Genomic DNA, 23,881 nt, shown 5'->3' with positions numbered 1-23,881 from the left:
TATGAGCATGAGCCGTTATGCGTGGAGGCATAAAATAGCCGGAAATCGTCTTTCTTTGTTTGACAACCTGTATATACAGGTGTACAATCCAAGCTGTATATACAGGATTAGATTTTAAAAAATAATTGAGATTATTTCCTAAAACACAACGATGAATCTACACAACTTCTAAGGAGGACATCATATGAACCATTCAACCGGGCAGGATTGGTGGCGTAAATCGACCGTTTATCAGGTGTATCCCAAAAGCTTCAAAGATACTACAGGCAGCGGAACCGGAGACATCCGGGGACTAACCGGCAAGCTGGATTATTTGCAGGAGTTGGGCATAGACATTGTTTGGCTGCAGCCGGTATACGTATCCCCGCAAAATGATAACGGTTACGATGTTGCGGATTACCGCAGGATCAGTGAGGATTTCGGCAGCATGGAGGATTTTGACCAGTTGGCGGCAGGCCTGAAGAAGCGCGGTATGTCGCTGATGACGGACATCGTAGTCAACCATTCTTCCACAGAGCACCCATGGTTCCAGGAAGCAAAATTGTCGAGGGACAGCCGTTACCGGGATTATTACATATGGCGTGATCCTGGTCCTGATGGCGGGCTGCCCAACAATTGGCAGTCGAAATTTGGCGGACCCGCCTGGCAGTGGGAGGAAGCCACCGGACAATATTTTCTGACACTTTTCGATAAGACACAGGCTGATCTGAATTGGGAGAATTCCAAGGTGCGGCAGGAGGTTGCCGATCTGATGAGCTTTTGGGCAGAAAAAGGAGTAAGCGGCTTCAGGATGGATGTGATTAACCTGATCTCCAAAGATCAGGAGTTCCTGAATGATGATGGCAGCAAGCCACCAGGCGACGGGCGTAAATTCTACACGGATGGTCCGCGTGTCCATGAATACATCAAAGAGTTATACAAGCGGGTCTTTGGTCCGCATAACGTAGTAACCGTAGGGGAGATGTCGTCCACCACGCTTGAGCACTGCATCCGCTACTCCAATCCGCATGAGCAGGAGTTCTCGATGACCTTTAACTTCCATCATCTGAAGGTGGATTACCCGGGAGGGAATAAATGGGAGCTGATGCCATATGATTTCGAAGCGCTGAAACGCCTGCTGTCGGAGTGGCAGACCGGGATGCAGCAGGGAGGCGGCTGGAACGCACTCTTCTGGAATAATCACGATCAGCCGCGGGCCTTGTCCCGGTTCGCAGACGATGGAAAGTATCGGATCGAAAGCGCCAAAATGCTGGCTACGACCCTGCATGGACTCCAGGGCACCCCTTATGTGTACCAGGGAGAAGAGATCGGGATGCCGAATCCACAATGGAAGGACATCAGTGAGTTCAGGGATATCGAGTCCACCAACATGTACCGGATTCTGCAGGAGCAGGGCAAAAGCGCAGAAGAAGCCCTTACCATCCTGCGGGAAAGATCCCGCGACAACTCGCGGACCCCGATGCTGTGGGATGACAGCAGAAACGCCGGCTTCACCAGCGGCACCCCATGGCTAAAGATTGACGAACGCTACAAGGAGATTAATGTAGCCTCGCAGCTGCCGAACCCGGATTCCATACTGAACCACTACAAGCAGGTGATCGCGCTGCGCAAGCAGGAGCAGGTCATTACCGATGGACGCTATAAACGGCTGGATGAGCAGCATCCGCAGATTTTTGCCTATGAACGGGATAATGGCCAGGATACGCTGGTGGTGGTCTCCAATTTCAGCGGGCAAGAGGCGGAATTCACCTTCCCGGACGATCTGTGGACGCAGGCAGGAGCTTACGAAGCGGAGCTGCTCTCCAGCAATACGGCACAGGCTCCGGCTTGGGAGAAACAGATGCAACTGTCTCCTTATGCCTCCTATATGTGGATTATTCGCAATACGTAAGTAATATAAATACTTCTAAGGAGTGAGATTATGGCGAACCAGCGTGAAAATGTGGAACGGATTATCCAGGCCATCGGGGGCAAGGACAATATTGAAGTCGCGACCCACTGTGTCACCCGGCTCAGATTTGCCCTGAATGATGAAGGTCTTGTCGATAAGGAGGCTCTGGAGCGCAATGATCTGGTCAAAGGCCATTTCTCTACGCAGGGCCAGTTCCAGGTCATTATCGGACCGGGGTTGGTAGACAAGGTATATGACGAGATGATGGAGATTACAGGCGGCAGCCGGGCCAGTAAGGACGATGTGAAGACGGCGGCAAGCAAACGCCAGAATCCGCTGCAGCAGGGGATCAAGACGCTAGCCGACATCTTTATCCCGATTCTGCCTGCGATCGTGATGGCCGGTCTGCTGCTGGGGATCAATAACATCCTGACCGGACCCGGTATTTTCTTCGACGGCAAATCGCTGGTTGATGTGTACCCGCAGTGGAAGGATGTCGCATCCATCATCAACACGATTGCCAGTACAGCGTTTACTTTCCTGCCTGCCCTGATCGGCTGGTCGGCGGTCAAACGGTTTGGCGGCAGTCCGCTGCTTGGGATCGTGATGGGTCTGATTCTGGTTCATCCCGACTTGCTGAGTGCATACGGCTATGCTGATGCCAAGCTGGAAGGTACAGTACCCGTGTGGAACCTGTTCGGCTGGGAGGTCAACAAGATTGGCTACCAGGGTCAGGTGCTGCCGGTACTGGTATCCGCCTATTTCCTGGCGAAGCTGGAGGGCTGGCTTAACCGCAAGGTTCCCGATTCGTTTAAGCTGCTGATTGTGGCTCCTGTAGCCTTGCTGATTACCGGATTCCTGGCTTTTACCGTTATCGGTCCCATTACCTTCGTGATCGCGAATGCGATTACTTCCGGTCTGGTCAGCATCTTCGACCTCTTCCCGGCGCTGGGCGGCCTGATCTATGGCGGATTCTATGCTCTGCTGGTTATCACTGGTATGCATCATACCTTCCTGGCAGTTGATATTCAACTGATCGGTTCTGAAGGCGGAACCTTCCTGTGGCCTATGCTGGCCCTGTCGAATATCGCCCAAGGGGCGGCGGCACTTGGTATGCTGCTGGTAGCCAAGAAAGAGAAGACGAAAGGGCTGGCGGTCACCTCCTCCATCTCCGCATTCCTGGGCGTAACCGAGCCTGCGATCTTCGGGGTGAATATACGCTTTAAATATCCATTTATCTTCGGGATGATCGGTTCGGCGCTGGCCGGCGTGCTGCTGGCGATGAACAACGTGCTGGCTTCATCCATCGGTGTTGGCGGTATCCCCGGGTTTCTGTCGATTTTCCCGAATCAGTGGGGCATATTCTTTGTCGGCATGGCGATTGTGCTGATTGTTCCATTCACAGCGACTGTATTATACGGTAAGCTGCGCGGACGTGGTGATGAAGAAGCTGACGAGACAGATGCAGGTACTTCACAAGCCAAGCAGGTCTCCACTTCGGCTTCAATGTCTGCCGCTGCTCCTGCCACTGCTTCCGTACAAAATATACCGTCCTCTGCAGTTAAATCTGATGCCCCATCCACAGCAGTTCATGTGCTGGAGATTCATTCTCCGGTGAAAGGCAGAATTGTACCGCTGGAGCAGGTGCCTGACCCGGCTTTTGCCGAGCGGCAGATGGGCAGCGGTGTTGCTGTCGAACCGGTAGAAGGCAAAGTGCTGGCACCCTTCGACGCCACAGTCGGCCATGTAATCAAGAGCAAACATGCGGTCATTCTGGAGCATGCCTCAGGGGTGCAGCTGCTGGTCCATGTCGGTATTAATACGGTATCACTCAAGGGAGAGGGCTTCACCGCCCACGTCAAGACTGGTGATCAGGTGAAGGCGGGCCAACTGCTGCTTGAATTCGATCAGGAGGCTATCGCCGCTGCCGGTTACCCGCTCATTACTCCGCTGATTATCCCCGATGGCCAGGAGGTTATTGAACGGGTGGAGGAGCTGATCCCTAACGGGGATACCGGGCAGCCTGTAGTATTAAAGGTCTATCTTAAAGGCTAGCAGAAATGACAATAAGAAACGGACTCGCCGCCCTCTGAAAAAGCGTATGCTTCCGAAGCAGCGATACTACGTATCGCTTTCAGGCATCCGCTTCTGCGAGAAATAGAAGCATCATTTATTGCGTGACATATAAATGCTAATATTTTAAAATGAATCTGGTGATTACATGAATAAGAACATTTATCTGCACATCTATAATGACTATACGGAGCGGATTCTCTCGGGAACCATCGCTGCAGGCAAGAAGATACCTTCCGAAAGTGAGTTGGCCGAGGCTTATGATACCTCCCGGGAGACCGTCCGCAAAGCGCTGCATTTATTGTCCCAGAACGGATATATCCACAAAATCAAGGGCAAGGGATCATTTGTACTCGACATAGAGCGGATGAACTTTCCGGTGACGGGACTCATCAGCTTCAAGGAGGTATCCGAGCGGCTTGGACGCGCGACAAGAACGATCCTGTATGAGAACGGCCAGGTTAACAGTACAGCTGAGATCGCCCGCTATCTGCAGATTCAGCCCGGCGAGCCGGTGTGGAAGGTAGTGCGTGCCCGCGAAATTGAAGGGGAGAAGATTATCCTCGATAAGGACTATTTTGTGACCAGCGTGGTTGATTCCTTGCCGACTCAGGCTGCCAGCAGCTCGATTTATCAATATCTGGAAGAGGACCAGAAGCTTACGATCAGCTATGCCAAGAAAGAAATTTCCGTAGAGGAAGTGACAGCCGAGGATGAGCTGCTGCTCGATCTGCACGATTACCGGCATATTGTCGTGGTGCGCAATTATGTCCATCTGGTCGATACGAAGCTGTTTCAGTATACGGAGTCACGGCATCGCCTGGACAAATTCCAGTTCGTGGATTTCGCCCGCCGGGTCAAGAAGGAAATGTAACAGGCATGAATGGCTATGCCAAGACAGGGACCACCGCCCTCTAGGGCGGTGGTTTTGGTATGACTGATCAATTAAACTTCGGAAAGGATGGATATCAGATGAGTACGGAAAGAGTGGATTGGAGCAAGGGGAAATGGAGCCATGAGCCGGTGTCTTCCACTGTGGAGGCCGATAGCAAGCTAAGGGTTGAAGCTGTGGAGAGCAGTGATTATTGGCAAAAAACGATGTATGGCTTCCAGCATGACAATGGCCATTCGCTGCTGGCTGCCTGGGAGGATGACAAGGCAGTTGAAGTCAGCTTCTCCTTGGATGGGTTCACCGAATTGTACGATCAGGCGGGACTGATGCTCTGGCTAGATGATACCCATTGGATCAAAGCAGGAGTGGAATTGAATGACGGGGTTCCTCATATCGGGGCCGTGGTAACCCATGAATACTCCGACTGGTCTCTCTCCCCTGTACCGGAATGGACCGGGGAAGAAGTAACCCTCCGCGCCTCACAGATGAACGACGCGGTGATCCTGAGAGCCAGAACCCGGAACCATCCCTGGCGGACGATCCGCGTAGCTCGCTTCCCTTATGAAACCGGTAAGCAGGCTGGCCCGTTCCTGTGTGCGCCTACCAGGTCCGGCTTCAAGGTCACCTTCACACGCTGGGTCTGCACCTCGCCTGATCAGGATATCCATGTAGACCCGCCGCTGGAAGAATAGCCTGCTAGACGTTATCAATTTAAACTAATAACACAGCCAAAGACGGAAGCTCTGGTGCGCTGGGCACGATTCGGAGGCTTCCGCCTAAGAGGATTAGCAATATAGAGGGTAAGAGAGGTGCCGTAATTATCTGCCGCGGCGGTTTCTGAGATTGGACACGCCACACATTTCATCTCTTACGGTGTAATTGTAGCAGTGCTTGGGAATAGGCACACAGTGATGTCGTCTAACGATTTCCACGTTATGAATGACCTCCACCACTTGGGGATGGTAATAATCTTCATAAACCACGGATGTGGGATCGACAACAGTTTGGGTTGGACATTTAGGATATTCCGGCATTTCATTCAGCTCCTTCTGTGTAGATTTACCGTATTATACGCACAGATTGAGAGCTTGACTGGCCGATTGTCCATGTCTGGTAAAAAATAAGGCTCTCCCGCAATGGGAGAGCCTGGACTATAGCTTGGCAGGTGGTTTACCTGTGATCGGAATGGTGTTGGGCGGGGACCCGTACACTTTGATCAGCGCTTGTAGATCTCGCGCATGCAGTGGCGCAACTCGGGAAGGATCAGCCGCTCCATCGCCAGCTTGACGGCTCCCGTGGAGCCCGGCATGGAGAATACCACCGTGCTGCCGATGGTGCCGGCAATCGCCCGGCTAAGCATGGCGGCAGAGCCGATATCTTCCGTGAAGCTCAGCAGGCGGAAGATCTCACCAAAGCCGGGCAGGGACTTGTCCAGCAGGGAGGCCACGGCTTCATACGTGGTATCCCTTGGGGAGATGCCCGTTCCTCCGGTAAGCAGGATCGCTTCGACTGCAGGATCGACCGAGCTTTTGTAGACCAGCTCACGAATATCCTCATAATCATCCTGCACAATCGTACGGCCGTTGATCCGGTAACCGTCTGCCTCCAGCAAGGACTGGATTAAGTCGCCGCCGGTATCGGTTTCAGGTGTGCGCGTATCGGAGACCGTAATAATATAACAGGATACACTTTGCGGCGCCTCGCGGCGGTGGTCATCAACAGATGAGATAGCGACCAGCTCCTTTGCAGCGTTTAACCCTATGATAGGGGATGAGTATGGCAAAAACAAGCACATTCCCTTCGATCCCGGACCTAAGTCAGGTCCTGCACAGGCCTTGCGTTAACAGGTCCAGATGTAGTACACTCGCTACCATAACCGTAATTTGTATTGGAGCGATGAGGGATGGAACAGGTTACACCTGTATATATATTGTCCGGTTTTCTGGGCAGCGGCAAGACAACGCTGCTCCAGCGGCTGCTGGAGCACTGGAAAGCCTTGGGTGAGCGTCCGGCGGTAGTGATGAATGAGCTGGGCGAGGTGAACCTGGACGGTTTGCTTGTGGAACAAAGTGTGCCGATGGCCGAACTGTTGGGCGGTTGCATCTGCTGCTCGATCCGGGGCGATCTTAGCACGGAGCTGGCCACACTTATGAAGAAGGAATCGCCGGATGTGGTCATTATTGAGGCAACCGGAGCTGCCAATCCGCTGGAGATTGTGGATGGAGTGACCGAAACCTCGCTGTATCAGAAGGTGGAGCTGAAAGGCCTGATTACCGTTGTGGATGCGGCACATCTGCTGGAACTGTACCGGGCGCAGCAGGGGCAGACGTACCGGCTGATGCAGGAGCAGATCCGCTGTGCGTCAGTGCTGGTTATGAACAAAACAGACCGGATCACTGAAGCGGAAGCGCTGGAGATATCCGCCGTGCTGCGCAAATGGAATGCTTATGCGCCAATCATGCCTGCAGTCCGCTGCGAGCTGCCTGTCGCTGAGCTGCTGAGCCAGGCAGGTGGAGTGATTACAGAGCCTCGTCCCGCTGAAGCGAAGGCCGGTTTGGCAGCTGGAGAAGCGGAACCTGTAGGTTCTCCCGAGACGTCCGCCCATCCTACTCATGATCATGTAATGGCCTATACGCATTATTTCAAGCATGCGGTAGACAGTCATGAATTTGAGCAGTTTGTGAAGGAGCTGCCCCGCGATGTATACAGAGCCAAGGGCATCGTCTCCTTCAGCGATACTTCCAGCCGTTTTCTCTTTCAGTATGCATACCGGGAATCGGATTTCATGAAGATTACCCCGCAAGGTGAAGTGCCTGATGTCGCCGTGTTTATCGGGGAGCATTTCTCCTCGGGCGAGCTTCGCCACAGGCTCCTGCAGCTGGAAATGTCAGCTATCCCGCGTCCGGTGAAGGTGAGAAGAGGCCTGTGATGCTACAGGCATTGTAAGTGCTGATGATTCGTTCTTTTTCTTGCAGGTTAATAAATAGGCATACCCTATACCCATCGCAGGAGGTTGAAGATAATGACGCGAATTCAATATCAGGAGTGCATTGATGCTTGTATTCAAACCATGAACGCCTGTAACTATAGCTATGTTTCAAGTCTGAAGGAATATGATTTGGCTTCCCTCAGGGAGAGTATCCGGCTGGATCGTGAATGTGCTGACATTTGCTCCTTCGCCATTCAGGCTATGACCCGTCAGAGTCCTTTTATCGCTGATATTCTACGCTTATGTGCCGATATCTGTGAAGCCTGTGCCAATGAGAGCAGCAAACATCTACATATCCATTGCAAGGACTGCATTGAATATTGCCGCAACTGTGCAGCACTTTGCCGCTCGCTCAGCGAAGCTGCTGTCGTATATGCCTAAGAGGCTGATTCATTGTTAAAGCTTCATCATATAAACAGACTGTTGCTGATCTCTTGAGCCCAGTCTGTTTTTTGTTTGTGTGTTGTTGAAGGAAACCTGCCATGATCCGGCGAATTGATTAACATTAGGAATTGCTCAGTGCTCAGACTATTACGGATGGTGGAGGTTAAGATTTCGTGGAAGTGCAAGCAGGAATTCTTCAGGCTACTCATGGATCATCAGTGATGGAGCTTGTTCAGGTTACAAAAATCTACTCCGGTGTAGCTGTCCTGGAGGAGATCTCGCTGAAAGTGAAACCAGGAACCGCAACTGCTGTGCTGGGACATAACGGTTCAGGCAAAAGCACACTGCTGTCTGTAATGGCCGGTCTCGTCCAGCCTACATCGGGGCAGTTAATGCGAACGATGCCCGGACTATCCATTGGTTATGCTCCTGAAGCCTTCCCGGCTGTCCGGTTTACCCCGGAGCAATATTTGCGCAGCATGGGCAGAATCAGGGGGATGACGCCTGCTGCTGTTGAAATCACCATGGAGAAGCTGCTGCGCGACCTGGACCTGAAGCCGTTTAGTAATCAGCCGATGCCGTGTTTCTCCAAAGGCATGCTGCAAAAAGTTAATCTGATGCAAAGTCTGCTGACCCGTCCGGGCCTGCTGCTGCTGGATGAGCCGTTGTCAGGGCTGGATGCTGCTTCAATGGAAGCTTGTACAGAACTATTGCTGCAGCTTAAGCAAGAGGGGACGGCGATGATGTTCTCGGCACATGAGCCGCTGCTTGTCGAAGCGCTGGCGGATAATGTACATCTGCTGCAGGCCGGCAGGACGGTTGAGGTCATGGAGGCCAAGGCCTATCTTGGACTGGCTGCTTCGGTATCCATTCTTTGCACGGGTCTAACCGCCGAAGCCCATCAGCAAGTACAGAAACTACCCGGATTCATCGCTATGAAGCCTGTTGTGCTCCAACCGGGAGAAAAGGAGATGAATCTGACCTTCCTGGGAGCTGTCTGCGACGATACGTTAAGATATCTATTGGGGGCAGGCGCCTCGATCCAATCCGTGCAGCGGCATGGCAGCGCAGGAGGAACTTTGGTTCAGCAGGCTGAACGTAACATGACAGGAGACGGTGGACGATGAGAGCACTGGCCGGATATTTACTGCGCAGCTACACGGTATCCCAGCGTTATTTCGGGCCTTTTGCCGGGCTGGTCATTGCTGTGATGATTCTGTATTCCTATAAGCCTAATCCGGTCATGAACAGCTATGCGGCTACAGCGGTTATTCTGTTCATTGCAAGTGCCTGGATGGGGCTGAGCTTCCTGAACCATGAACATCCGGTACATAAGCAAATTACGGCTGTCCATGCCGGTGGCGCATTTCGTTATACGATCGCCGGGATGGCGGCATTGATCTTCCTGACCGGAATAATGAGCGTGCTTACGGTAATCTACCCGCTGCTGGCCGGAAGATTCGCCGAGGCTCCCGGAGTGTACAGGCTGCTGAGTGCGCTGGCCGGACATTTCCTGCTCGGTATGCTGGGGATCTCGATCTCCCTTTATTTGCAGGCCTCCTGGGTTCGCAAGACCAGCCATGCCTCCGGGCTGCTGCTCATCATCCTGATCCTGGCGGTTGCCGGAACCCAGATCAGCAAGCTGCTGGAAGGCCCGTTCCAGGCGCTGTCGCTGCTGCTGCCCCCGGCGGCTCCCGTGATGGATGCCATGATGAATACCGACACCTTACCGCTGTCACGGCTGCTGCTATCATACGGGCATGTGCTGTTCTACAGTCTGCTGCTGGCAGGATTCTATCTGTATCGCTCCAGCCGCAAAGACATGAACAAGAACTAAGCAGCAAGATGCCCTTATATACTTCAATACACAAGCGGGAGGAAAGATGAAGGATACACAAGTACCGGACAGTGAACAGTCCAAAGAACTTTTCGCTTATTTCGGATTGGCCGTTTATTATTGCCAGGCGCTTGAGCAGCAGCTCACGAACCTTCTGCTGCTGACGAAGCTGTCCCAGGGGCAAACTCCGACGGATGCAGAGTTGTCGGAGCTCTACCAGCGCAAGCTGAGCAATTCATTAGGCCAACTCATCAAAGAAATCCAGCATCATTTTCCATTCTCGGAGAAAGAGACCATTCAGCTGCAGGAGGTGTGGAAAGAGCGCAATCACATTGTGCATGATTATTTCAAGGAGCGTATTCAGGAAACCTTCACTGCTGCAGGCAGAGCGCGAATGATCCGCGAGCTGAAGCGTTTCAAGAACAAGGCTTCCCGGCTTGAGGCTAAGCTTCAGAGCTATTGCACCGAGTTATACATGAAGCTGGGAATAGAAGAAGAGGATCAGCCATGAATGTCAACTAGAGGAGCAACAGTTATAGGCTCAGAACAGGGCAAACATACAGACCCCCGTACCCAGTACGGGGTCTGTTGTGCGTATGGCAGCAAGCTGATGTGTCAACAGAAGGGACAGAAACCTGCTATCGGAATCGCTATGCTGTTTTAGTTTATTTTAACGAGGGACCACTGCTGATTGGCACTGCTGCTACTGGCGGCTTTGAGCCCGTTCGAGCCGGTTACAATCGTATTACTTCAGCTGGTCAGGCATCGAGAACTCAGCTTTGTGGTCGCTTCATCAGCTCGAACCATTGAATTAGTTGCAAAAGTGCATCTAAATTGCTGTTTTTTTCGTTTTTGGAGGGAATAAGTGTAAAAAGGCATCTAATTTAGCATGTTGAGCCTCAGAGGAGTGGTTTACTCGAAATTAGTTGCATATTCGCACTTAATCGCCCTCGGATGGCTAATCTGGCTGAAATTAGTTGCGCTTTCGCATCTATTTACTCCCAATACTCCGATATGTTCAACGGCAACTTTCTAAATCCTCGCTGGAACTAAGTAAGTCTCCTTATTGTTGCTAGCTTTCTAAGTCTGACACAGCAATCGTGGTCCGATAGCCCCCGCCAAGCCGGAAACAAGCTGGCCAGGCGCGAGTGCAGGCTGCAGCCCTTGACAAGTTATAGGCTTGGATTGCTGACCCTGATTCCGCCTGTATGATCCTCCAGCGGCTCCAGACCGCAGGCCGCGGCAAGTCCGGGTGCAAACTGCACCGTGGCGGAGCCGGTGCATAGAGCCAGGGAGACCAGGGCGGCTCTCAGCGCCGGAATCATCGGGGCGGTTAAAGCTATATCCGCTTCCCACCACCAATTCAGAATATTCAGCACACCGGCAGATTTGTCCATTACAGGCTCGAATCTGGCGATAAAGCGGTCCTCATACAGCAGTGGAAGCACATAATAGCCGTATTCCCGTTCTGCTGCGGGCTTGTATACCTCCCAGCGGTAATGAAAGCCGAACAGCTGCCGGATCAATTCCCTGTCCCAGAGTAGATTGTCCAGCGGTGCCAGAGCTGCAGCGAAAGGTACTGTACCTGCTTGTTCCTTCACCGGATATTCTTCCTGCAAAATTTCCTCCAGCAATGGAGCATCCATAGTTCGTATGTATAGCGGCAGCTTGAGTCCGTCGACCCGCACTTCACGAAGCAGGTCTCTGTGCAGCAGACGCAACACGGCTGCCGTCCGTTCCTTGCTTTTCAAGCCGCCGATGCCCAGCCATCCGTCGCCGGACCTGTTCCACTGCAGGCCGATGCTGCCGATCCGCCGCAGCACATACCAGTCGTGATATTGCTCGTCTTCCGGATTAGGGTCCGGAGCATGCACCAGCTGCTCGGGCAGCAGGTGCGCCGTGAAGTCATAGTAACGGCGGGTATGTATACGGTGATGGACAGCCAGCTCACCCCAGAAGTACATGCTCTCCAATGCGGCCCGAGCCAGCCGAGCTGGCGCCCAGGCCCAGGCGATTTTGTCTTCCCCTTCCAGCTCCAGCGAGGAGAGGGGACCGCGCTCGATCAGTGCTTGCCTGACGCGTCCTACGGCATCCATCAGCTCGGTGTTATCCTGATAATGGTTCACGAACAGGTTTCTTCTTCTCTGCAGATGGGCCCAGTCCTCTGTGCAGTAAATGGACATATTCTTGTCCCAGCCATCAATCAGCAGCCGGTCCTTATACAGCAGTTCTGTGGCTTGCTCAGGTGTGAAGCCGGGAACCCGGGCCTGCAGGACAAGCTCATGATTATGTCCGGCTATCCGCAAGGGATCATATTGAATACAGCCCACATGGCGCACATAGTCGTAGATGCTCTGCTTGCCTGCAGGGAGAGCGCCGGAGGTTAAGCGCTGATGGCGCAGCAGGAACCGCCGGGCCTCTTGCGGGGTCAATGTATAGGTTAACAACACCACTCACTCCGTCTCATTGGTTTATTTTTCAAAATATAAGAAAGTATATGTTGCACCTTATCCTTTATCCTTCTATTTCCCGCAGAAACGGTTGCCTGAAAGCGATACGTAGTATCGCTGCTTCGGAAGCATAGGCTTTGCGGAGGACGTCGAAGCCGTTTCAACTAATTATATCGAACTGGTGTTCTATGATCAACTAAAATATCAATCCCTCCCAAACCCTCCCTTCCAAGGGAGGGCCCCAAAGGGTTGCACCCTCTGGACACCCGCAAGTTTGGCGAATGAGTCTGGCGGTACGATGATTAGGCGGCTTTAGTGGTAGGATCGCTTATCCCTACGGGACCGCTTGGACGTCGCATGGGCGGGCGCGCTATCCCTGACGGGATGCGCGCCGTGCTAAAGTCAAGGGCGTGCTGTTCCTGCGGAATGCGCGAGAGCTTAAGGTCAAAGGCGTGCTGTTCCTGCGGAATGCGCAAGAGCTTAAGGTCAAAGGCGTGCTGTTCCTGCGGAATGCGCAAGACCTTAAAGGCAAAAGCGTGCTGTTCCTGCGGAATGCGCAAGAGCTTAAGGTCAAAGGCGTGCTGTTCTTGCGGAATGCGCAAGAGCTTAAGGTCAAAGGCGTGCTGTTCTTGCGGAATGCGCAAGACCTTAAAGGCAAAAGCGTGCTGTTCCTACGGAATGCGCGAGAGCTTAAGGTCAAAGGCGCGCTGTTCCTGCGGAATGCGCAAGACCTTAAAGACGAAATCGTGCTGTTCCTGCGGAATGCGCAAGACATAATTTCCTATACAAAAAAACCTTAGCCGCCTAAAAGGCGGCCAAGGTTTGGCTTTACTCAGCATGAGGAAGACAAAGGATTATAAGCTAGGGGCGGAAGCAGGGCTGGCCAGCATTGAGCTGTTCTGTCCTTCTTCCGCAGAAGCTCCCACCTGCAGCTGATACATACGGAAGTATCTGCCACCCAGCGTCATCAGCTCCTGGTGGCTGCCGCGTTCCACAATCTCGCCGCGGTGCAGCACCAGAATCTGGTCTGCGCTGCGGATGGTGGAGAGGCGGTGGGCGATGATGAAGGTGGTGCGCCCTTTTTTGAGCACCTCCAGCGCTTCCTGAATGACGCTCTCCGTCTCCGTATCAATGCTGGCGGTGGCCTCATCCAGGATCAGAATCGCAGGATCGAAGGCCAGCGCACGGGCAAAAGAGATCAGCTGACGCTGCCCGGCCGAAAGTGTGCTGCCTTTCTCCACCACCGGCTCATCAAAGCCCTGTGGCAGATGGGACAGCAGTTTATCGGCACCTACCTCGCGCAGGGCCCGCTCCGCCCGTTCGCGGGTAATGCGTTCATCCCCGAGCGTGACGTTGGAGAGGATGGTACCTGTGAACAGGTATGGATCCTGCAGTACGATGCCCATGTGATTGCGCAGCCACTGCTTGGGAATGTCGGTGACCTTCTGGCCGTCAATCGTGATTGAGCCGCGCTGCGGATCATAGAAACGGAACAGCAGGTTAATGATCGAGCTTTTGCCGGAGCCGGTATGACCTACAAGCGCCACAGTTTCTCCCGAATGGGCTTGGAAGTTGATATCGTTTAGCACGAAGTCTTTTTTGTAAGCAAAGGAAACGTCGTTGAATTCCACCATTCCCTTGTAGCGAGGCATCGAGTCGTCAGTTACCGGTTCTCCCGGTTCGTCCATCAGCGTAAATACGCGTCCGGCGGAGACCATTGAGGAATCCAGATTGGCCAGCTGGTTGACCATCCCTGTAATCGGCTGGAACAGCCGCGACAGCACATCGACAAAAGCATACAGCACACCAAGTGACACAAACGTCGTACCGTCGAGACTGCCGAGGCCGAAATACCACAGTACCATTACAAACGACAGACTGCGCAGGGAATTGACCAGGTTGTGAGAGGTAAAAGCGTTCAGATTGAGCATTTTGTTCTGATATTTCAGGTAATCATCATTCAACTGCTCGAATTCGGCCAGACTCTGCTTCTGGCGGCGGAAGATGCGGATAATCGACATCCCCTGAATCGACTCATTGATAATCGCATTAATCTCACTGAGCCGGGAGCGGATGATCGTATTATATTTGGTGGCGATCTTACGGTACAGCACAATCCACAGTATGAGAATCGGAACAATGAACAGGCTGATCAGGCCGAGCCGGACGTTAAGCAGAAACAAGGCAATATATACGCCGATCAGGTTGATAATTCCTGTGCTGAAATTGGACAATACTGCGATGAACAGATCCTTGATCGCTTCCGTATCATTGGTGACCCGGGAGACGACCTTGCCCGCAGGCAAATTGTCAAAAAAGTGCACCGGCAGCCGCTGGATATGTGCATACACATCGGTGCGCAGCTTGCGGATGACCTGGTTGGCTGAGGATTGCAGCCAGTAGGTTTTGCCGAATTCGGCTAGAATCGAAATGACCAGGAAGATGGCGTACAGGCCTACCAGCTCGTAAATTCCGGGCAGCTCCGGCTTGTAAAAAGTAAACAGTTCTTCGGCAGACAGTTTGACGGCAGGGTAGACGAGTGTCTCCCCCCCGCGCTGAATGCTCAGCTGGCCGTTGCTGAAGTTCCGTTCACCGTCAGGCTGAGTAACAGCCTCATTGATGAAATAGAAGCTGCGGCCCTCCTGCAGCACCCGTACTTCCTGTCCTTTGGTTTCGCCCGCTTCAAAGCGGTCACCCCGTTTATAGTAGGTGCCGTTATACAAGACAGCCTGCTCAGGAGAAGAAGTTACATGGTATGGCCGCTCAATGGCCAGCATATGGTTGTCGATCATGTTTTTGGCGATAAAAGGGCCGGCCAGCTCAGCCGCCACGCCAATAGAAAGCAGCAGTAGGGCTGCGAGAAAAGTCTTTTTGGCTGTTAGTGCATAATGCAGCAGGCGTTTGCCTGTACTCTGTGTCACGCTGACACCTCCTAAAAGTTTTGCGGAGCAAAGCCCCACAGCAGTATCTTCATAGCAAAACTCGCTTCGGAAGCATACGCTAAGTTTTGCGGAGCAAAGCCCCACAGCAGTATCTTCATAGCAAAACTCGCTTCGGAAGCATACGCTAAGTTTTGCGGAGCAAAGCCCCACAGCAGTATCTTCATAGCAAAACTCGCTTCGGAAGCATACGCTAAGTTTTGCGGAGCAAAGCCCCGCAGCAGTATCTTCATAGTAAACCGCTTTATTCCGTCAGTTTATTCTCCACCTGCTGGCGCTCATACTGCTCGCGATACCAGCCGCCTTGATTAAGCAGCTCTTGATGTGTGCCGCGTTCGGTGATTAGACCGTTATCCAGCACAATAATCAGGTCGGCATGCTCCACCGCCGAGAGGCGGTGCGTGGAGATTAAGGTTGTTTTGCCAGCGCGCTCCTGGCGGATATTCTCGATGATCTGTGCTTCCGTACGTGCGTCAACGGCAGAGAGGGCATCGTCCAGAATCAGGATATCCGGATTCGAGATGAAGGCTCTGGAGAGCGAGACACGCTGCTTCTGTCCGCCGGACAACGAGACGCCGCGTTCACCGACCAGGGTGTCCAGTCCGTCGGACAAGGTCACCAGATCGCTGCGGAAAGCCGCTGCCGAGATCGCTTCAAGAATCGTATCATCGTCAGCGTTGTCGAGGCCGAACTGGATGTTCTGGCGTACAGTTTTGGAGAAAAGAATCTGTTCCTGCGGCACATAACCCATCCAGCTGTGCAGACGGTCCAGGGCAATCTGCTCAATCGGCACACCCGAGAACAGGATATCTCCCGACCCGGTCGGGTATTCATGCAGCAGCTGCTTCAGCAATGTCGATTTACCGCTGCCGGTACGGCCGACGATCCCAAGCGTCTGACCCTGGGAGAGGGACAGGCTTACTCCCGACAGATTATCGATCGTCGAGGTTGGATAACGGAACGTTACATTCTTAAATTCGATGTCTGCCGGGTCCTTAATCTGAACCGGACTAACTGCATCCTGGACATCCGGACGGGTATTCACCGTCTCATCAATCCGCTCCAGGGAAGCGTTGCCGCGCTGCATAATATTGATCAGCTCGCCGATGGCGAACATCGGCCATACAATCATACCGAGATACATATTGAACGACACCAGGTCACCCAGCGTGATTTGATTGCGGAACACAAGGTAGATCCCGTAAGTCAAACCGATAATATAACTCATCCCAACGAATAAACGGATGGTCGGCTCGAAGAAGGCGTCTACCCGGGCTACGGCCATATTTTTGCGGTACACATCTTCGGTAATGTCACTGAAACGTTTCTCATCCAGGCGTTCCTGGACATAGGCGCGGATGACCCGCACCCCGGAGACCGACTCCAGCACCTGGTCATTCATATCGCCGAAGGCATCCTGGGCCAGACTGTAGCGGTCATGAATGGCTCTGCCGTAGAAAATCATGGCCACAGCAATCATCGGCAGCGGCAGCACCGCCGCCAGTGTAAGCTTCCAGCTGACCAGGAAACCCATCGCCAGCAGAACTACCGAGAGGTAGACGGTAGAGTCAACCAGCGTCAGCATCCCGAAGCCGACCGTTGCCGATACGGCGCGGATATCATTGGTGGCACGGGCCATCAGATCACCGGTGCGGTTGCGTTCAAAAAAGGAAGGGGTCATGACCATCAAATGATTCATGAACCGTGAGCGCAGCAGCCGCTCCACCAGATTGGAGCCGCCGAACAGCTTGTGCATCCATATGTAGGAGAGCCAGTAAATAATGAGCAGGAGCAGCACAATAAGTCCGATGTACCTTACCAGAGACGTTCCCGTGATGGAGCCGCGCACAATATCATCAATCGCATTGCCCAGCAGACGCGGGGGGAGAAGCTCAAGTACACCTACTACAATCAATAAAACAAGTCCAATCATGTAGCGTTTTTTCTCGCGGCGGAAGAACCAGCCGAGATTGCGGAGAACGGAGAACAAGTAAATCCCTTCTTTCGGTTTGTAGTCATTGTCGGCTTAAGATGTGATAGAACGTGAAGCAGAAACCAGTCTATCCGCAAACACACAGAAAAGGCATATCATCCGAAAACGGACGATATGCCTGTAGTTTACAGCTTATCATGCGCACGATGCTAGGGCAGCACCAGGCATGGGAGAGACTTTCGTGTTCTGAAGGGTGACGGTATTTACATCACCGCAACGAATTCAGGAAGGTTCCACCACTCGGGCTGCTTCGGTATTTGGTTGTGTGCAACTGCCGGCAATGGTAAAGTAAAGGTTCTTTGATGGATTAAACACCTAGCTCACCCCTTTCAAATAATTTGGTAATAACTTCAAGACGATTCGTTATGTTCAGAGTTTATCACTCTGCTCAAGAAATTGTCAAACCTTAATTTTAGGGGGAATTCAGTTATGCGGCTTAGCCCATTTGGAATCAAGCCATAATTTCAGTATGATAAAAGCAGAAAAAGGAGTTGAAACAAAGATGACTATGGAGATTAGCCAACCAGCGGCAGCCTGGTTCAAAAGAGAGCTTGGCCTGGATAACGGAGAGTACATCCGTCTATTTCCCAGATACAGCTCCGGAGGCGGGCTTCACCCCGGATTCTCGCTCGGCATTATGGTTGAGAAGCCGGGCGGGCCGGCGGTCGAGGTGAGGCAGGAGGGAATCGTATTCTACATGGAGGAACAGGACTTGTGGTACATGGAGGGCTACAGCCTGCTGATCAACTATTCTGAAGCTGAGGATGACATAGCGTACATTTACACAGAAATACCAGCAGCTGAGAGTACCTCCGGATTATAGCAGCTTAGGTTTGCTTGAACGCACAAAAGCCCTCGCCGCAAGGCAGGGCTTTTGTGAAATATCAGATTGGATTGCGGGATTTCTCTTCCATGGCATATTCGAAATCATCTACATCATATACCTGGACAGGCACGCTGCCTTCAAAGATACGCCGGATCAGCTCGGATTGGTCTGTCAGGATCGGCACCTTCTCGCGCTGCGAGATCAGCAGCATCTCCGTCTCGATCCGGTCAAAGGTTTCGCCGTAGGGAGCTGTATCAATGCTGTTGATAATTTTGATCTGGACCTGGCTGCCGAGCAGAATGCCTGAGCTCTTAGCCCACGGTACAGCCAGGCAGCGGTCAATCTTCTTGGCGTTGAGCGGCTCCTCGAAATAGGAGATCAGCTCGCGGATCTTGGGCCGGATGTATTTATCTTCCTCGGGGTCGTTCATGACGGGTTCGGCACTGTCTGCCACCTCATATAATTCCATCACGCTGATATAGGGAATTATATATTCTACAGGATTGCCTGGCGCAAGCAACTCGCCATAGATCACCATCATGATCGCTTCCGTCACAAATTGTCTGGACATCGTTATCCTCCTGAAGTTCGGGTACTGCGATCGTACGTATGGACTTAAAATTATAAAAACATTGTAGAGAGCAAAAGTCAACCATCCAAGCTCAACTCGTAAATAAGAAGGGACGTAACCCGCTAGTGAAACTTTGGAAATCTTATTATCCTTTTGTACGCCCGTATATGAAATGGATTGTGCTGACGCTGATGATCGGCATGATCAAATTCAGCATCCCGCTGACCCTGCCGCTGATTCTCAAATATGTGGTCGATGACCTGCTGATGAACAATGCCATGACCCCGCAGGAGCGGGTCTCACAGCTGATGCTGATTCTGGGCGGTGCATTAATCCTGTTCGTGGTGGTGCGGGGACCGGTGGAATATTACCGCCAGTATTTCGCTCAGCTGATTACGAGCAAGGTATTGTTCGACATGCGCAACAAGCTGTACAGCCATCTGCAGCGGCTCTCGCTGCGGTATTACCAGAATACCAAGGTGGGCGAGGCCATCTCCAGATTCATTAATGATGTCGAGCAGACCAAGAACCTGGTGGAGGTCGGCATGATGAATGTCTGGCTGGACATGTTCACGCTGGTGTTCGCGCTTGGGTTTATGTTCTATTTGAATCCGTTGCTGTCGCTCGTTTCCATCGCGATTCTTCCATTCTATGGCATTGCCGTTAGCATGCTCTACAAGCGGCTGAAGCTGCTGACCAAGGACCGTTCCCAGGCGCTTGCCGGGATTCAGGGGTATCTGCATGAACGGATTCAGGGAATCGCCGTTATTCGCAGCTTTACGATGGAGAAAGTGGACCAGAAGCAGTTTGAGCAGATTAACGGCCACTTCCTGCAAAAAGCAATGGCCCAGACCCGCTGGAATGCCATCACCTTTGCGATTATCAACACGCTGACGGATATTGCCCCGCTGCTGGTGATTGGTTATGGCGGCTACCAGGTTATCAACGGGCACCTCACGCTGGGAACCTTTGTGGCGTTCTTCGGATATCTGGACCGGATGTATGCACCGCTGCGGCGGCTGATCAACTCCTCTACCGTTCTGACCCAGGCCTCGGCTTCGCTGGAGCGTGTGCTGGAACTGCTGGAGGAGCCTTACGATATTGTGGACGAGCCTGGCGCGAAGCCGCTGATTGATCCATCGGGAGCGATTGATTTCCGTAAAGTCTGGTTCAAGTACAACGAGGAGAATGACTGGGTGCTGAAAAATATAGAGCTGAGCATTAACCCGGGCCAGACAGTGGCTTTTGTCGGCATGAGCGGCGGCGGAAAGTCCTCGCTAATCAGTCTGATCCCGCGGTTCTATGATATTACCGAGGGCAGTCTGCAGGTGGACGGGCAGGATATCCGCGGGCTGACGCAGGAGAGTCTGCGCAGAACGGTCGGCATGGTGCTGCAGGACAATTTCCTCTTCAGCGGCTCGGTGCGGGATAATATTCTGTTCGGCAATCCCCAGGCAGAGGAAGCGGAGATTATGGCGGCAGCCGAGGCAGCCAATGCCCATGATTTCATTATGCAGCTGCCGGAGGGCTACGATACCGAGGTCGGTGAGCGCGGAGTGAAGCTGTCCGGCGGACAGAAACAGCGTGTAGCGATTGCCAGAGTGTTCCTGAAGGACCCCAAGGTGCTCATCCTGGATGAGGCAACCTCGGCGCTCGATCTGGAATCGGAGCATCTGATCCAGCAAGCGCTCCAGTCACTGTCCTCGCAGCGTACAACGCTGATTGTGGCCCACCGCCTGTCGACAATCACCCATGCGGACCAGATTGTGGTAATGGAGAACGGTGAGATCAGTGAGCGCGGTACCCATGAGCAGCTGATGGCGCTGGACGGAAGTTACGCCAGACTGTTTAATGTGCAGCATTTGGATAGTTAAAGTGCAGAGGGAGTTACCGGCCTCATAACACAAAACAGCCCCAAGCCCATATCCACGGGTTTGGGGCTGTTTCTATGTGCGAGCTACATCCGTCCGATCACGAGGGACAGAATGCCGGCGGCAATCAACGGACCAACCGGGACACCCTTGAAGAAGGCTACTCCAATAATCGTACCGATCAGCAGGCCGGCGACCACAGTAGGCTGGCTGCCCATCAGTACAACCCCGCGTCCGCCCAAGTAGGCGACCAGAATGCCTATACCGATGGCGGCCAGAGATTTCCAGTGGAGAAAGGATTGGCCGATCATTTGCAGCGAGATTCTGCCCGAGGCCAGCGGGGTCATCACCCCGATCGTCAGAATGATTATGCCGATGGTCAGCCCGTATTTCTCCAGCCAGGGAAAAGTCTGCTGCAGACCCAGCACCCGCAGCAGCAGCAATACTAGCATGGCAATGGTAATCGTATTGTTGCTGCTGATAATACCGAGTGCGGCGAGTGCCAGCAGGATCAGCGAGGTCATATCCATCCTTAGTGCTTCAACTCCTTGTCTGCCAGGCGTCTGGCGTGAATATGGTTAGCAATCAAGTGGCCGTGCCCGCGTCCGGTCTCGATGAACACCTCGTTGGCGTTGCGCCCGGAGGCGATTACACCGGCGACATAGATCCCCGGCACCGTGGTCTCCATGGTGGCAGTATTGAAGACCGGCTTGTCAAGGCTGTCGTCCATCTCGGCGCCTACCGAAGCCAGCAGGGTGCGGCTGGGCCGGAAACCCGTCAAGGCCAGCACAAAGTCATTATCGAGCAATCCGGTCTCACCGTTCTGGCGGGTAAGCAGCACGGAACCGGCTGTGATTTCAGTGACACGGGACTGCAGATGCAGCGTGATCTTCTCTTTGGCGACCATGCTCTCAAAGATAGGGCGTACCCAGGGCTTGATGTTCTCCGAGATGCTCTCTCCGCGGTATACCATATCCACGGTAGCACCAACCCTTACCAGCTCCAGTGCGGCATCAACCGCAGAGTTGCTGCCGCCGATTACTGCAACCTTCATCCCGGAATAAGGATGGGCTTCCCCGAAATAATGGGACACCTTGGGCAGCTCTTCGCCAGGGATGCCAATCCAGTTGGGCTGGTCGAAGTACCCGGTGGCAATGACGATATTGGCGGCCTCGCGCTTCTGCTGCTCTCCGCGCAGATTGACCGTATGCACGGCATAAACACCGCCTTCAATTGGTTCCACTGACAGCACCTCCTCATAGGAGGCAATCTCCAGCTCATGCTGCTGCGCGGCGCGGCGGTAGTATACGAGCGCTTCATGGCGGAAGGGCTTGTCGTTAGGGGAAGTGAATGGGACTCCGCCAATTTCTAGCAGCTCAGTGGTGCTGAAGAATTGCATATTGGTCGGGTACAGATAGATGGAATGGACAATAAAGTTCTTCTCGATAATCAGGGTCGACAGCCCCTGGCGGCGGCATTCCATGGCCGCGGATAGTCCGCAGGGGCCGGCTCCGATAATGATGACGTCTTTCATGCAGTAGGTTCCTCCCGAGTAAATCTGTCTTTTCTTTATAACTCCATAACTCCTAATAATACCTACCCCAAATCCTACCCCAATTTCGGATTTTTTTCCATCAAGGGACTTAAATAACTGCTGCTGCAGATTGCCAGATTACCTTTGACTAGTGTATAATTAGATATATATCTAATCAAATGTTGTGATTTTAAATATGCCATATCACTCAGCAATTCATTACTTTAGGAGTGTATCTTTATGCAGCTGGATAAAATAGTGAATTATCACAAGGCTCTGGCAGACCCTACCCGCTTGCGGATGCTGCTGTTGTTGTCTACAGAAGAGCTTAACGGGCAGGCGCTCGCCGAGAAGCTGAATCTGTCCCAGCCTACCGTAACCCATCATGCGACCAAGCTGCGGGAAGCGGCGATGATTAAGGAAAGACGTGACAAGAACACCGTCTATTTCAAGCTGAACCCGGAGTGTATCCAGCAATTCTCGGATGCCTCGCTGCAGTTTATCTTTGCGAAAGGAGGCCAGAGCATGGAGGAGCAATCGCCTGAGAACAGTCTCAGAGATTCGGTTTTGCGTAATTTTTTCGCCAAAGACGGCCATCTGAAACAGATTCCTGCCCAGCACAAGAAGAAGCTGATCGCACTGCAATTTCTCGTGGAGAAGCTGGAGCCGGGGGTAGTCTATACCGAGAAAGAGATTAATGAATTCATCAAGCCGTACCATGAGGACTTTGCCACCATCCGCCGTGAATTTATTATGCACCAGTTTATGTACCGCGAGAATGACAAATACGAACTGAATCCGCCGGAGATGTGGACTCATTGGGAAAATGTCAAATAATAAACTTTTAAATAATAACGTTCTGTGACGATGTGGTACTGCACTGATTAAAACTCCGGGAAACGAATAAACTGGAATTGTAAGCGTTACTTTTGTGAGATATGCCGAAAGGAGACTTTCACTATGATCTTCAAACGCGCCAAAAAAAATTCGCTAACTGATCCCGTAACGGTCACTTTACTGCAAATAAAGCAAGCTGTACGACAATTCGAAGCAGATATGCCCGCTCCGATCAATCGTACCGCACTGATGAAGGAAGACCAGAGTATAGATCTGACCCGCCTGAAGCGCTACCTGGGCGGTGTGCCGCAGCAGAAATTCTATATGTCCCGTGAAACGTATGAGATTTTTGAGGAAGCAGACAAGCTTGTTCCGTATTATCTGGACATGGTTCAGTCGGCGGTGGACAACTATATCAGCGATACAGGCAAGCTTCCGCTGCTTGAAGATGCCTGGCTGCCTGAGGTTCATTACCGTCTGCTGGCGACAGAGAGCTATCTGAAGGAAACGCCGCCATTTCCGCTGTATATTACCGACGAGGAAATGATGCTGACGCACCGGGCCGAGCATTTTGAATAAAGCGGACAGCTGGATAAGCATCACCTGAAGACCATATCAGGAAAGAGGGAGGCGACTCCTTTTTCCAAATAGAAGAAAGTATAACGCAGAGCCGGTTGCCGTCCCTAAAAGGACGGCAACCGGTTCTTTTTGGGAATGGTCTTTTCTTCGGTTATAGAGACATAGTACAATGAGTTCCTGATGAAGTTTCGAAATTGGACAGAATAAAGGGGAAA

22 protein-coding genes are annotated in these 23,881 nt (G+C 52.5%); 14 read left to right on the top strand and 8 right to left on the bottom strand.

What is annotated here, in order from left to right; all coding sequences use genetic code 11:
• Nucleotides 1-184: 184 nt before the first annotated feature.
• The 4 genes from treC (at nucleotide 185) to B9T62_RS15810 (ending at nucleotide 5,548) form a co-directional block, all read left to right on the top strand.
• Nucleotides 185-1,891, top strand: coding sequence for an alpha,alpha-phosphotrehalase (gene treC / locus B9T62_RS15825; protein WP_087916144.1), 1,707 nt, complete (start codon nucleotides 185-187; stop codon nucleotides 1,889-1,891).
• Nucleotides 1,892-1,921: 30 nt separating this feature from the next.
• Nucleotides 1,922-3,946 (top strand): PTS system trehalose-specific EIIBC component, encoded by a 2,025-nt coding sequence (gene treP, locus B9T62_RS15820; protein ID WP_087916143.1) that lies wholly within the window; start codon nucleotides 1,922-1,924, stop codon nucleotides 3,944-3,946.
• 166 nt (nucleotides 3,947-4,112) lie between these two features.
• Nucleotides 4,113-4,838 (top strand): trehalose operon repressor, encoded by a 726-nt coding sequence (gene treR / locus B9T62_RS15815; protein ID WP_087916142.1) that lies wholly within the window; start codon nucleotides 4,113-4,115, stop codon nucleotides 4,836-4,838.
• A gap of 98 nt (nucleotides 4,839-4,936) precedes the next feature.
• The gene (locus B9T62_RS15810) at nucleotides 4,937-5,548 is read left to right on the top strand and encodes a DUF1349 domain-containing protein (RefSeq protein ID WP_087916141.1); all 612 of its coding nucleotides are present in this window, start codon (nucleotides 4,937-4,939) and stop codon (nucleotides 5,546-5,548) included.
• A gap of 524 nt (nucleotides 5,549-6,072) precedes the next feature.
• Here B9T62_RS15810 and B9T62_RS15800 read toward each other — a convergent pair.
• On the bottom strand, nucleotides 6,073-6,585 hold the full coding sequence (locus B9T62_RS15800) for a MogA/MoaB family molybdenum cofactor biosynthesis protein (RefSeq protein WP_245864605.1): 513 nt from the start codon (nucleotides 6,583-6,585) through the stop codon (nucleotides 6,073-6,075).
• A gap of 174 nt (nucleotides 6,586-6,759) precedes the next feature.
• On the opposite strand from B9T62_RS15800, the gene B9T62_RS15795 reads away from it, so the two are divergent.
• From B9T62_RS15795 to B9T62_RS15775, 5 genes are all read left to right on the top strand, one after another.
• Nucleotides 6,760-7,785 (top strand): CobW family GTP-binding protein, encoded by a 1,026-nt coding sequence (locus tag B9T62_RS15795; RefSeq protein WP_087916138.1) that lies wholly within the window; start codon nucleotides 6,760-6,762, stop codon nucleotides 7,783-7,785.
• A 93-nt stretch (nucleotides 7,786-7,878) separates the two neighbouring features.
• Nucleotides 7,879-8,226: a four-helix bundle copper-binding protein gene (locus B9T62_RS15790; protein ID WP_211296462.1), complete on the top strand. Its 348-nt coding sequence runs from the start codon at nucleotides 7,879-7,881 to the stop codon at nucleotides 8,224-8,226.
• A 176-nt stretch (nucleotides 8,227-8,402) separates the two neighbouring features.
• Nucleotides 8,403-9,356: an ATP-binding cassette domain-containing protein gene (locus B9T62_RS15785; RefSeq protein ID WP_087916137.1), complete on the top strand. Its 954-nt coding sequence runs from the start codon at nucleotides 8,403-8,405 to the stop codon at nucleotides 9,354-9,356.
• Nucleotides 9,353-10,066 (top strand): hypothetical protein, encoded by a 714-nt coding sequence (locus B9T62_RS15780; protein WP_087916136.1) that lies wholly within the window; start codon nucleotides 9,353-9,355, stop codon nucleotides 10,064-10,066. The genes B9T62_RS15785 and B9T62_RS15780 overlap by 4 nt, the downstream gene beginning before the upstream one ends.
• A 46-nt stretch (nucleotides 10,067-10,112) precedes the next feature.
• On the top strand, nucleotides 10,113-10,577 hold the full coding sequence (locus tag B9T62_RS15775) for a hypothetical protein (RefSeq protein ID WP_087916135.1): 465 nt from the start codon (nucleotides 10,113-10,115) through the stop codon (nucleotides 10,575-10,577).
• Nucleotides 10,578-11,238: 661 nt separating this feature from the next.
• On the opposite strand, the gene B9T62_RS15770 is transcribed toward B9T62_RS15775, so the two are convergent.
• Complete coding sequence (locus B9T62_RS15770) at nucleotides 11,239-12,513, bottom strand: DNA glycosylase AlkZ-like family protein (RefSeq protein WP_087916134.1); 1,275 nt, start codon at nucleotides 12,511-12,513, stop codon at nucleotides 11,239-11,241.
• A 413-nt stretch (nucleotides 12,514-12,926) separates the two neighbouring features.
• On the opposite strand from B9T62_RS15770, the gene B9T62_RS15765 reads away from it, so the two are divergent.
• Nucleotides 12,927-13,316 carry a hypothetical protein gene (locus tag B9T62_RS15765; RefSeq protein ID WP_087916133.1) on the top strand — a complete coding sequence of 130 codons (390 nt, stop codon included), beginning with the start codon at nucleotides 12,927-12,929 and terminating at the stop codon, nucleotides 13,314-13,316.
• A 54-nt stretch (nucleotides 13,317-13,370) separates the two neighbouring features.
• Here B9T62_RS15765 and B9T62_RS15760 read toward each other — a convergent pair whose 3' ends face one another.
• The 3 genes from B9T62_RS15760 to B9T62_RS15750 are packed head-to-tail and all read right to left on the bottom strand — an operon-like array spanning nucleotide 13,371 to nucleotide 17,445.
• Nucleotides 13,371-15,437, bottom strand: coding sequence for an ABC transporter ATP-binding protein (locus B9T62_RS15760; protein ID WP_087916132.1), 2,067 nt, complete (start codon nucleotides 15,435-15,437; stop codon nucleotides 13,371-13,373).
• An 11-nt stretch (nucleotides 15,438-15,448) separates the two neighbouring features.
• Nucleotides 15,449-15,688 carry a hypothetical protein gene (locus B9T62_RS15755; RefSeq protein ID WP_087916131.1) on the bottom strand — a complete coding sequence of 80 codons (240 nt, stop codon included), beginning with the start codon at nucleotides 15,686-15,688 and terminating at the stop codon, nucleotides 15,449-15,451.
• Nucleotides 15,689-15,699: 11 nt separating this feature from the next.
• Nucleotides 15,700-17,445 carry an ABC transporter ATP-binding protein gene (locus B9T62_RS15750; RefSeq protein ID WP_087916130.1) on the bottom strand — a complete coding sequence of 582 codons (1,746 nt, stop codon included), beginning with the start codon at nucleotides 17,443-17,445 and terminating at the stop codon, nucleotides 15,700-15,702.
• A 505-nt stretch (nucleotides 17,446-17,950) separates the two neighbouring features.
• Here B9T62_RS15750 and B9T62_RS15745 point away from each other — a divergent pair.
• The gene (locus B9T62_RS15745; RefSeq protein WP_087916129.1) at nucleotides 17,951-18,271 is read left to right on the top strand and encodes a HesB/YadR/YfhF family protein; all 321 of its coding nucleotides are present in this window, start codon (nucleotides 17,951-17,953) and stop codon (nucleotides 18,269-18,271) included.
• Between the two features lie 61 nt (nucleotides 18,272-18,332).
• Here B9T62_RS15745 and B9T62_RS15740 read toward each other — a convergent pair whose 3' ends face one another.
• Nucleotides 18,333-18,845: an ADP-heptose synthase gene (locus B9T62_RS15740; RefSeq protein ID WP_087916128.1), complete on the bottom strand. Its 513-nt coding sequence runs from the start codon at nucleotides 18,843-18,845 to the stop codon at nucleotides 18,333-18,335.
• Between the two features lie 125 nt (nucleotides 18,846-18,970).
• Between B9T62_RS15740 and B9T62_RS15735 the strand changes: the two genes are divergently transcribed.
• On the top strand, nucleotides 18,971-20,719 hold the full coding sequence (locus tag B9T62_RS15735; RefSeq protein ID WP_087916127.1) for an ABC transporter ATP-binding protein: 1,749 nt from the start codon (nucleotides 18,971-18,973) through the stop codon (nucleotides 20,717-20,719).
• 83 nt (nucleotides 20,720-20,802) lie between these two features.
• On the opposite strand, the gene B9T62_RS15730 is transcribed toward B9T62_RS15735, so the two are convergent.
• Together B9T62_RS15730 and B9T62_RS15725 are read right to left on the bottom strand one after the other, a co-directional pair.
• Complete coding sequence (locus tag B9T62_RS15730; RefSeq protein ID WP_087916126.1) at nucleotides 20,803-21,246, bottom strand: DUF441 domain-containing protein; 444 nt, start codon at nucleotides 21,244-21,246, stop codon at nucleotides 20,803-20,805.
• A gap of 2 nt (nucleotides 21,247-21,248) precedes the next feature.
• Complete coding sequence (locus B9T62_RS15725) at nucleotides 21,249-22,250, bottom strand: YpdA family putative bacillithiol disulfide reductase (protein ID WP_087916125.1); 1,002 nt, start codon at nucleotides 22,248-22,250, stop codon at nucleotides 21,249-21,251.
• A gap of 240 nt (nucleotides 22,251-22,490) precedes the next feature.
• Here B9T62_RS15725 and B9T62_RS15720 point away from each other — a divergent pair, with 240 nt between their 5' ends.
• Nucleotides 22,491-23,087, top strand: coding sequence for a DUF2087 domain-containing protein (locus B9T62_RS15720; RefSeq protein WP_087916124.1), 597 nt, complete (start codon nucleotides 22,491-22,493; stop codon nucleotides 23,085-23,087).
• A gap of 123 nt (nucleotides 23,088-23,210) precedes the next feature.
• Nucleotides 23,211-23,666, top strand: coding sequence for a DUF3939 domain-containing protein (locus tag B9T62_RS15715; protein ID WP_087916123.1), 456 nt, complete (start codon nucleotides 23,211-23,213; stop codon nucleotides 23,664-23,666).
• Nucleotides 23,667-23,881 lie beyond the last annotated feature (215 nt).

Source organism: Paenibacillus donghaensis (assembly GCF_002192415.1).
Lineage (GTDB): Bacteria > Bacillota > Bacilli > Paenibacillales > Paenibacillaceae > Paenibacillus_AQ > Paenibacillus_AQ donghaensis.
This window is presented reverse-complemented; position numbering and strand designations above follow the sequence as displayed.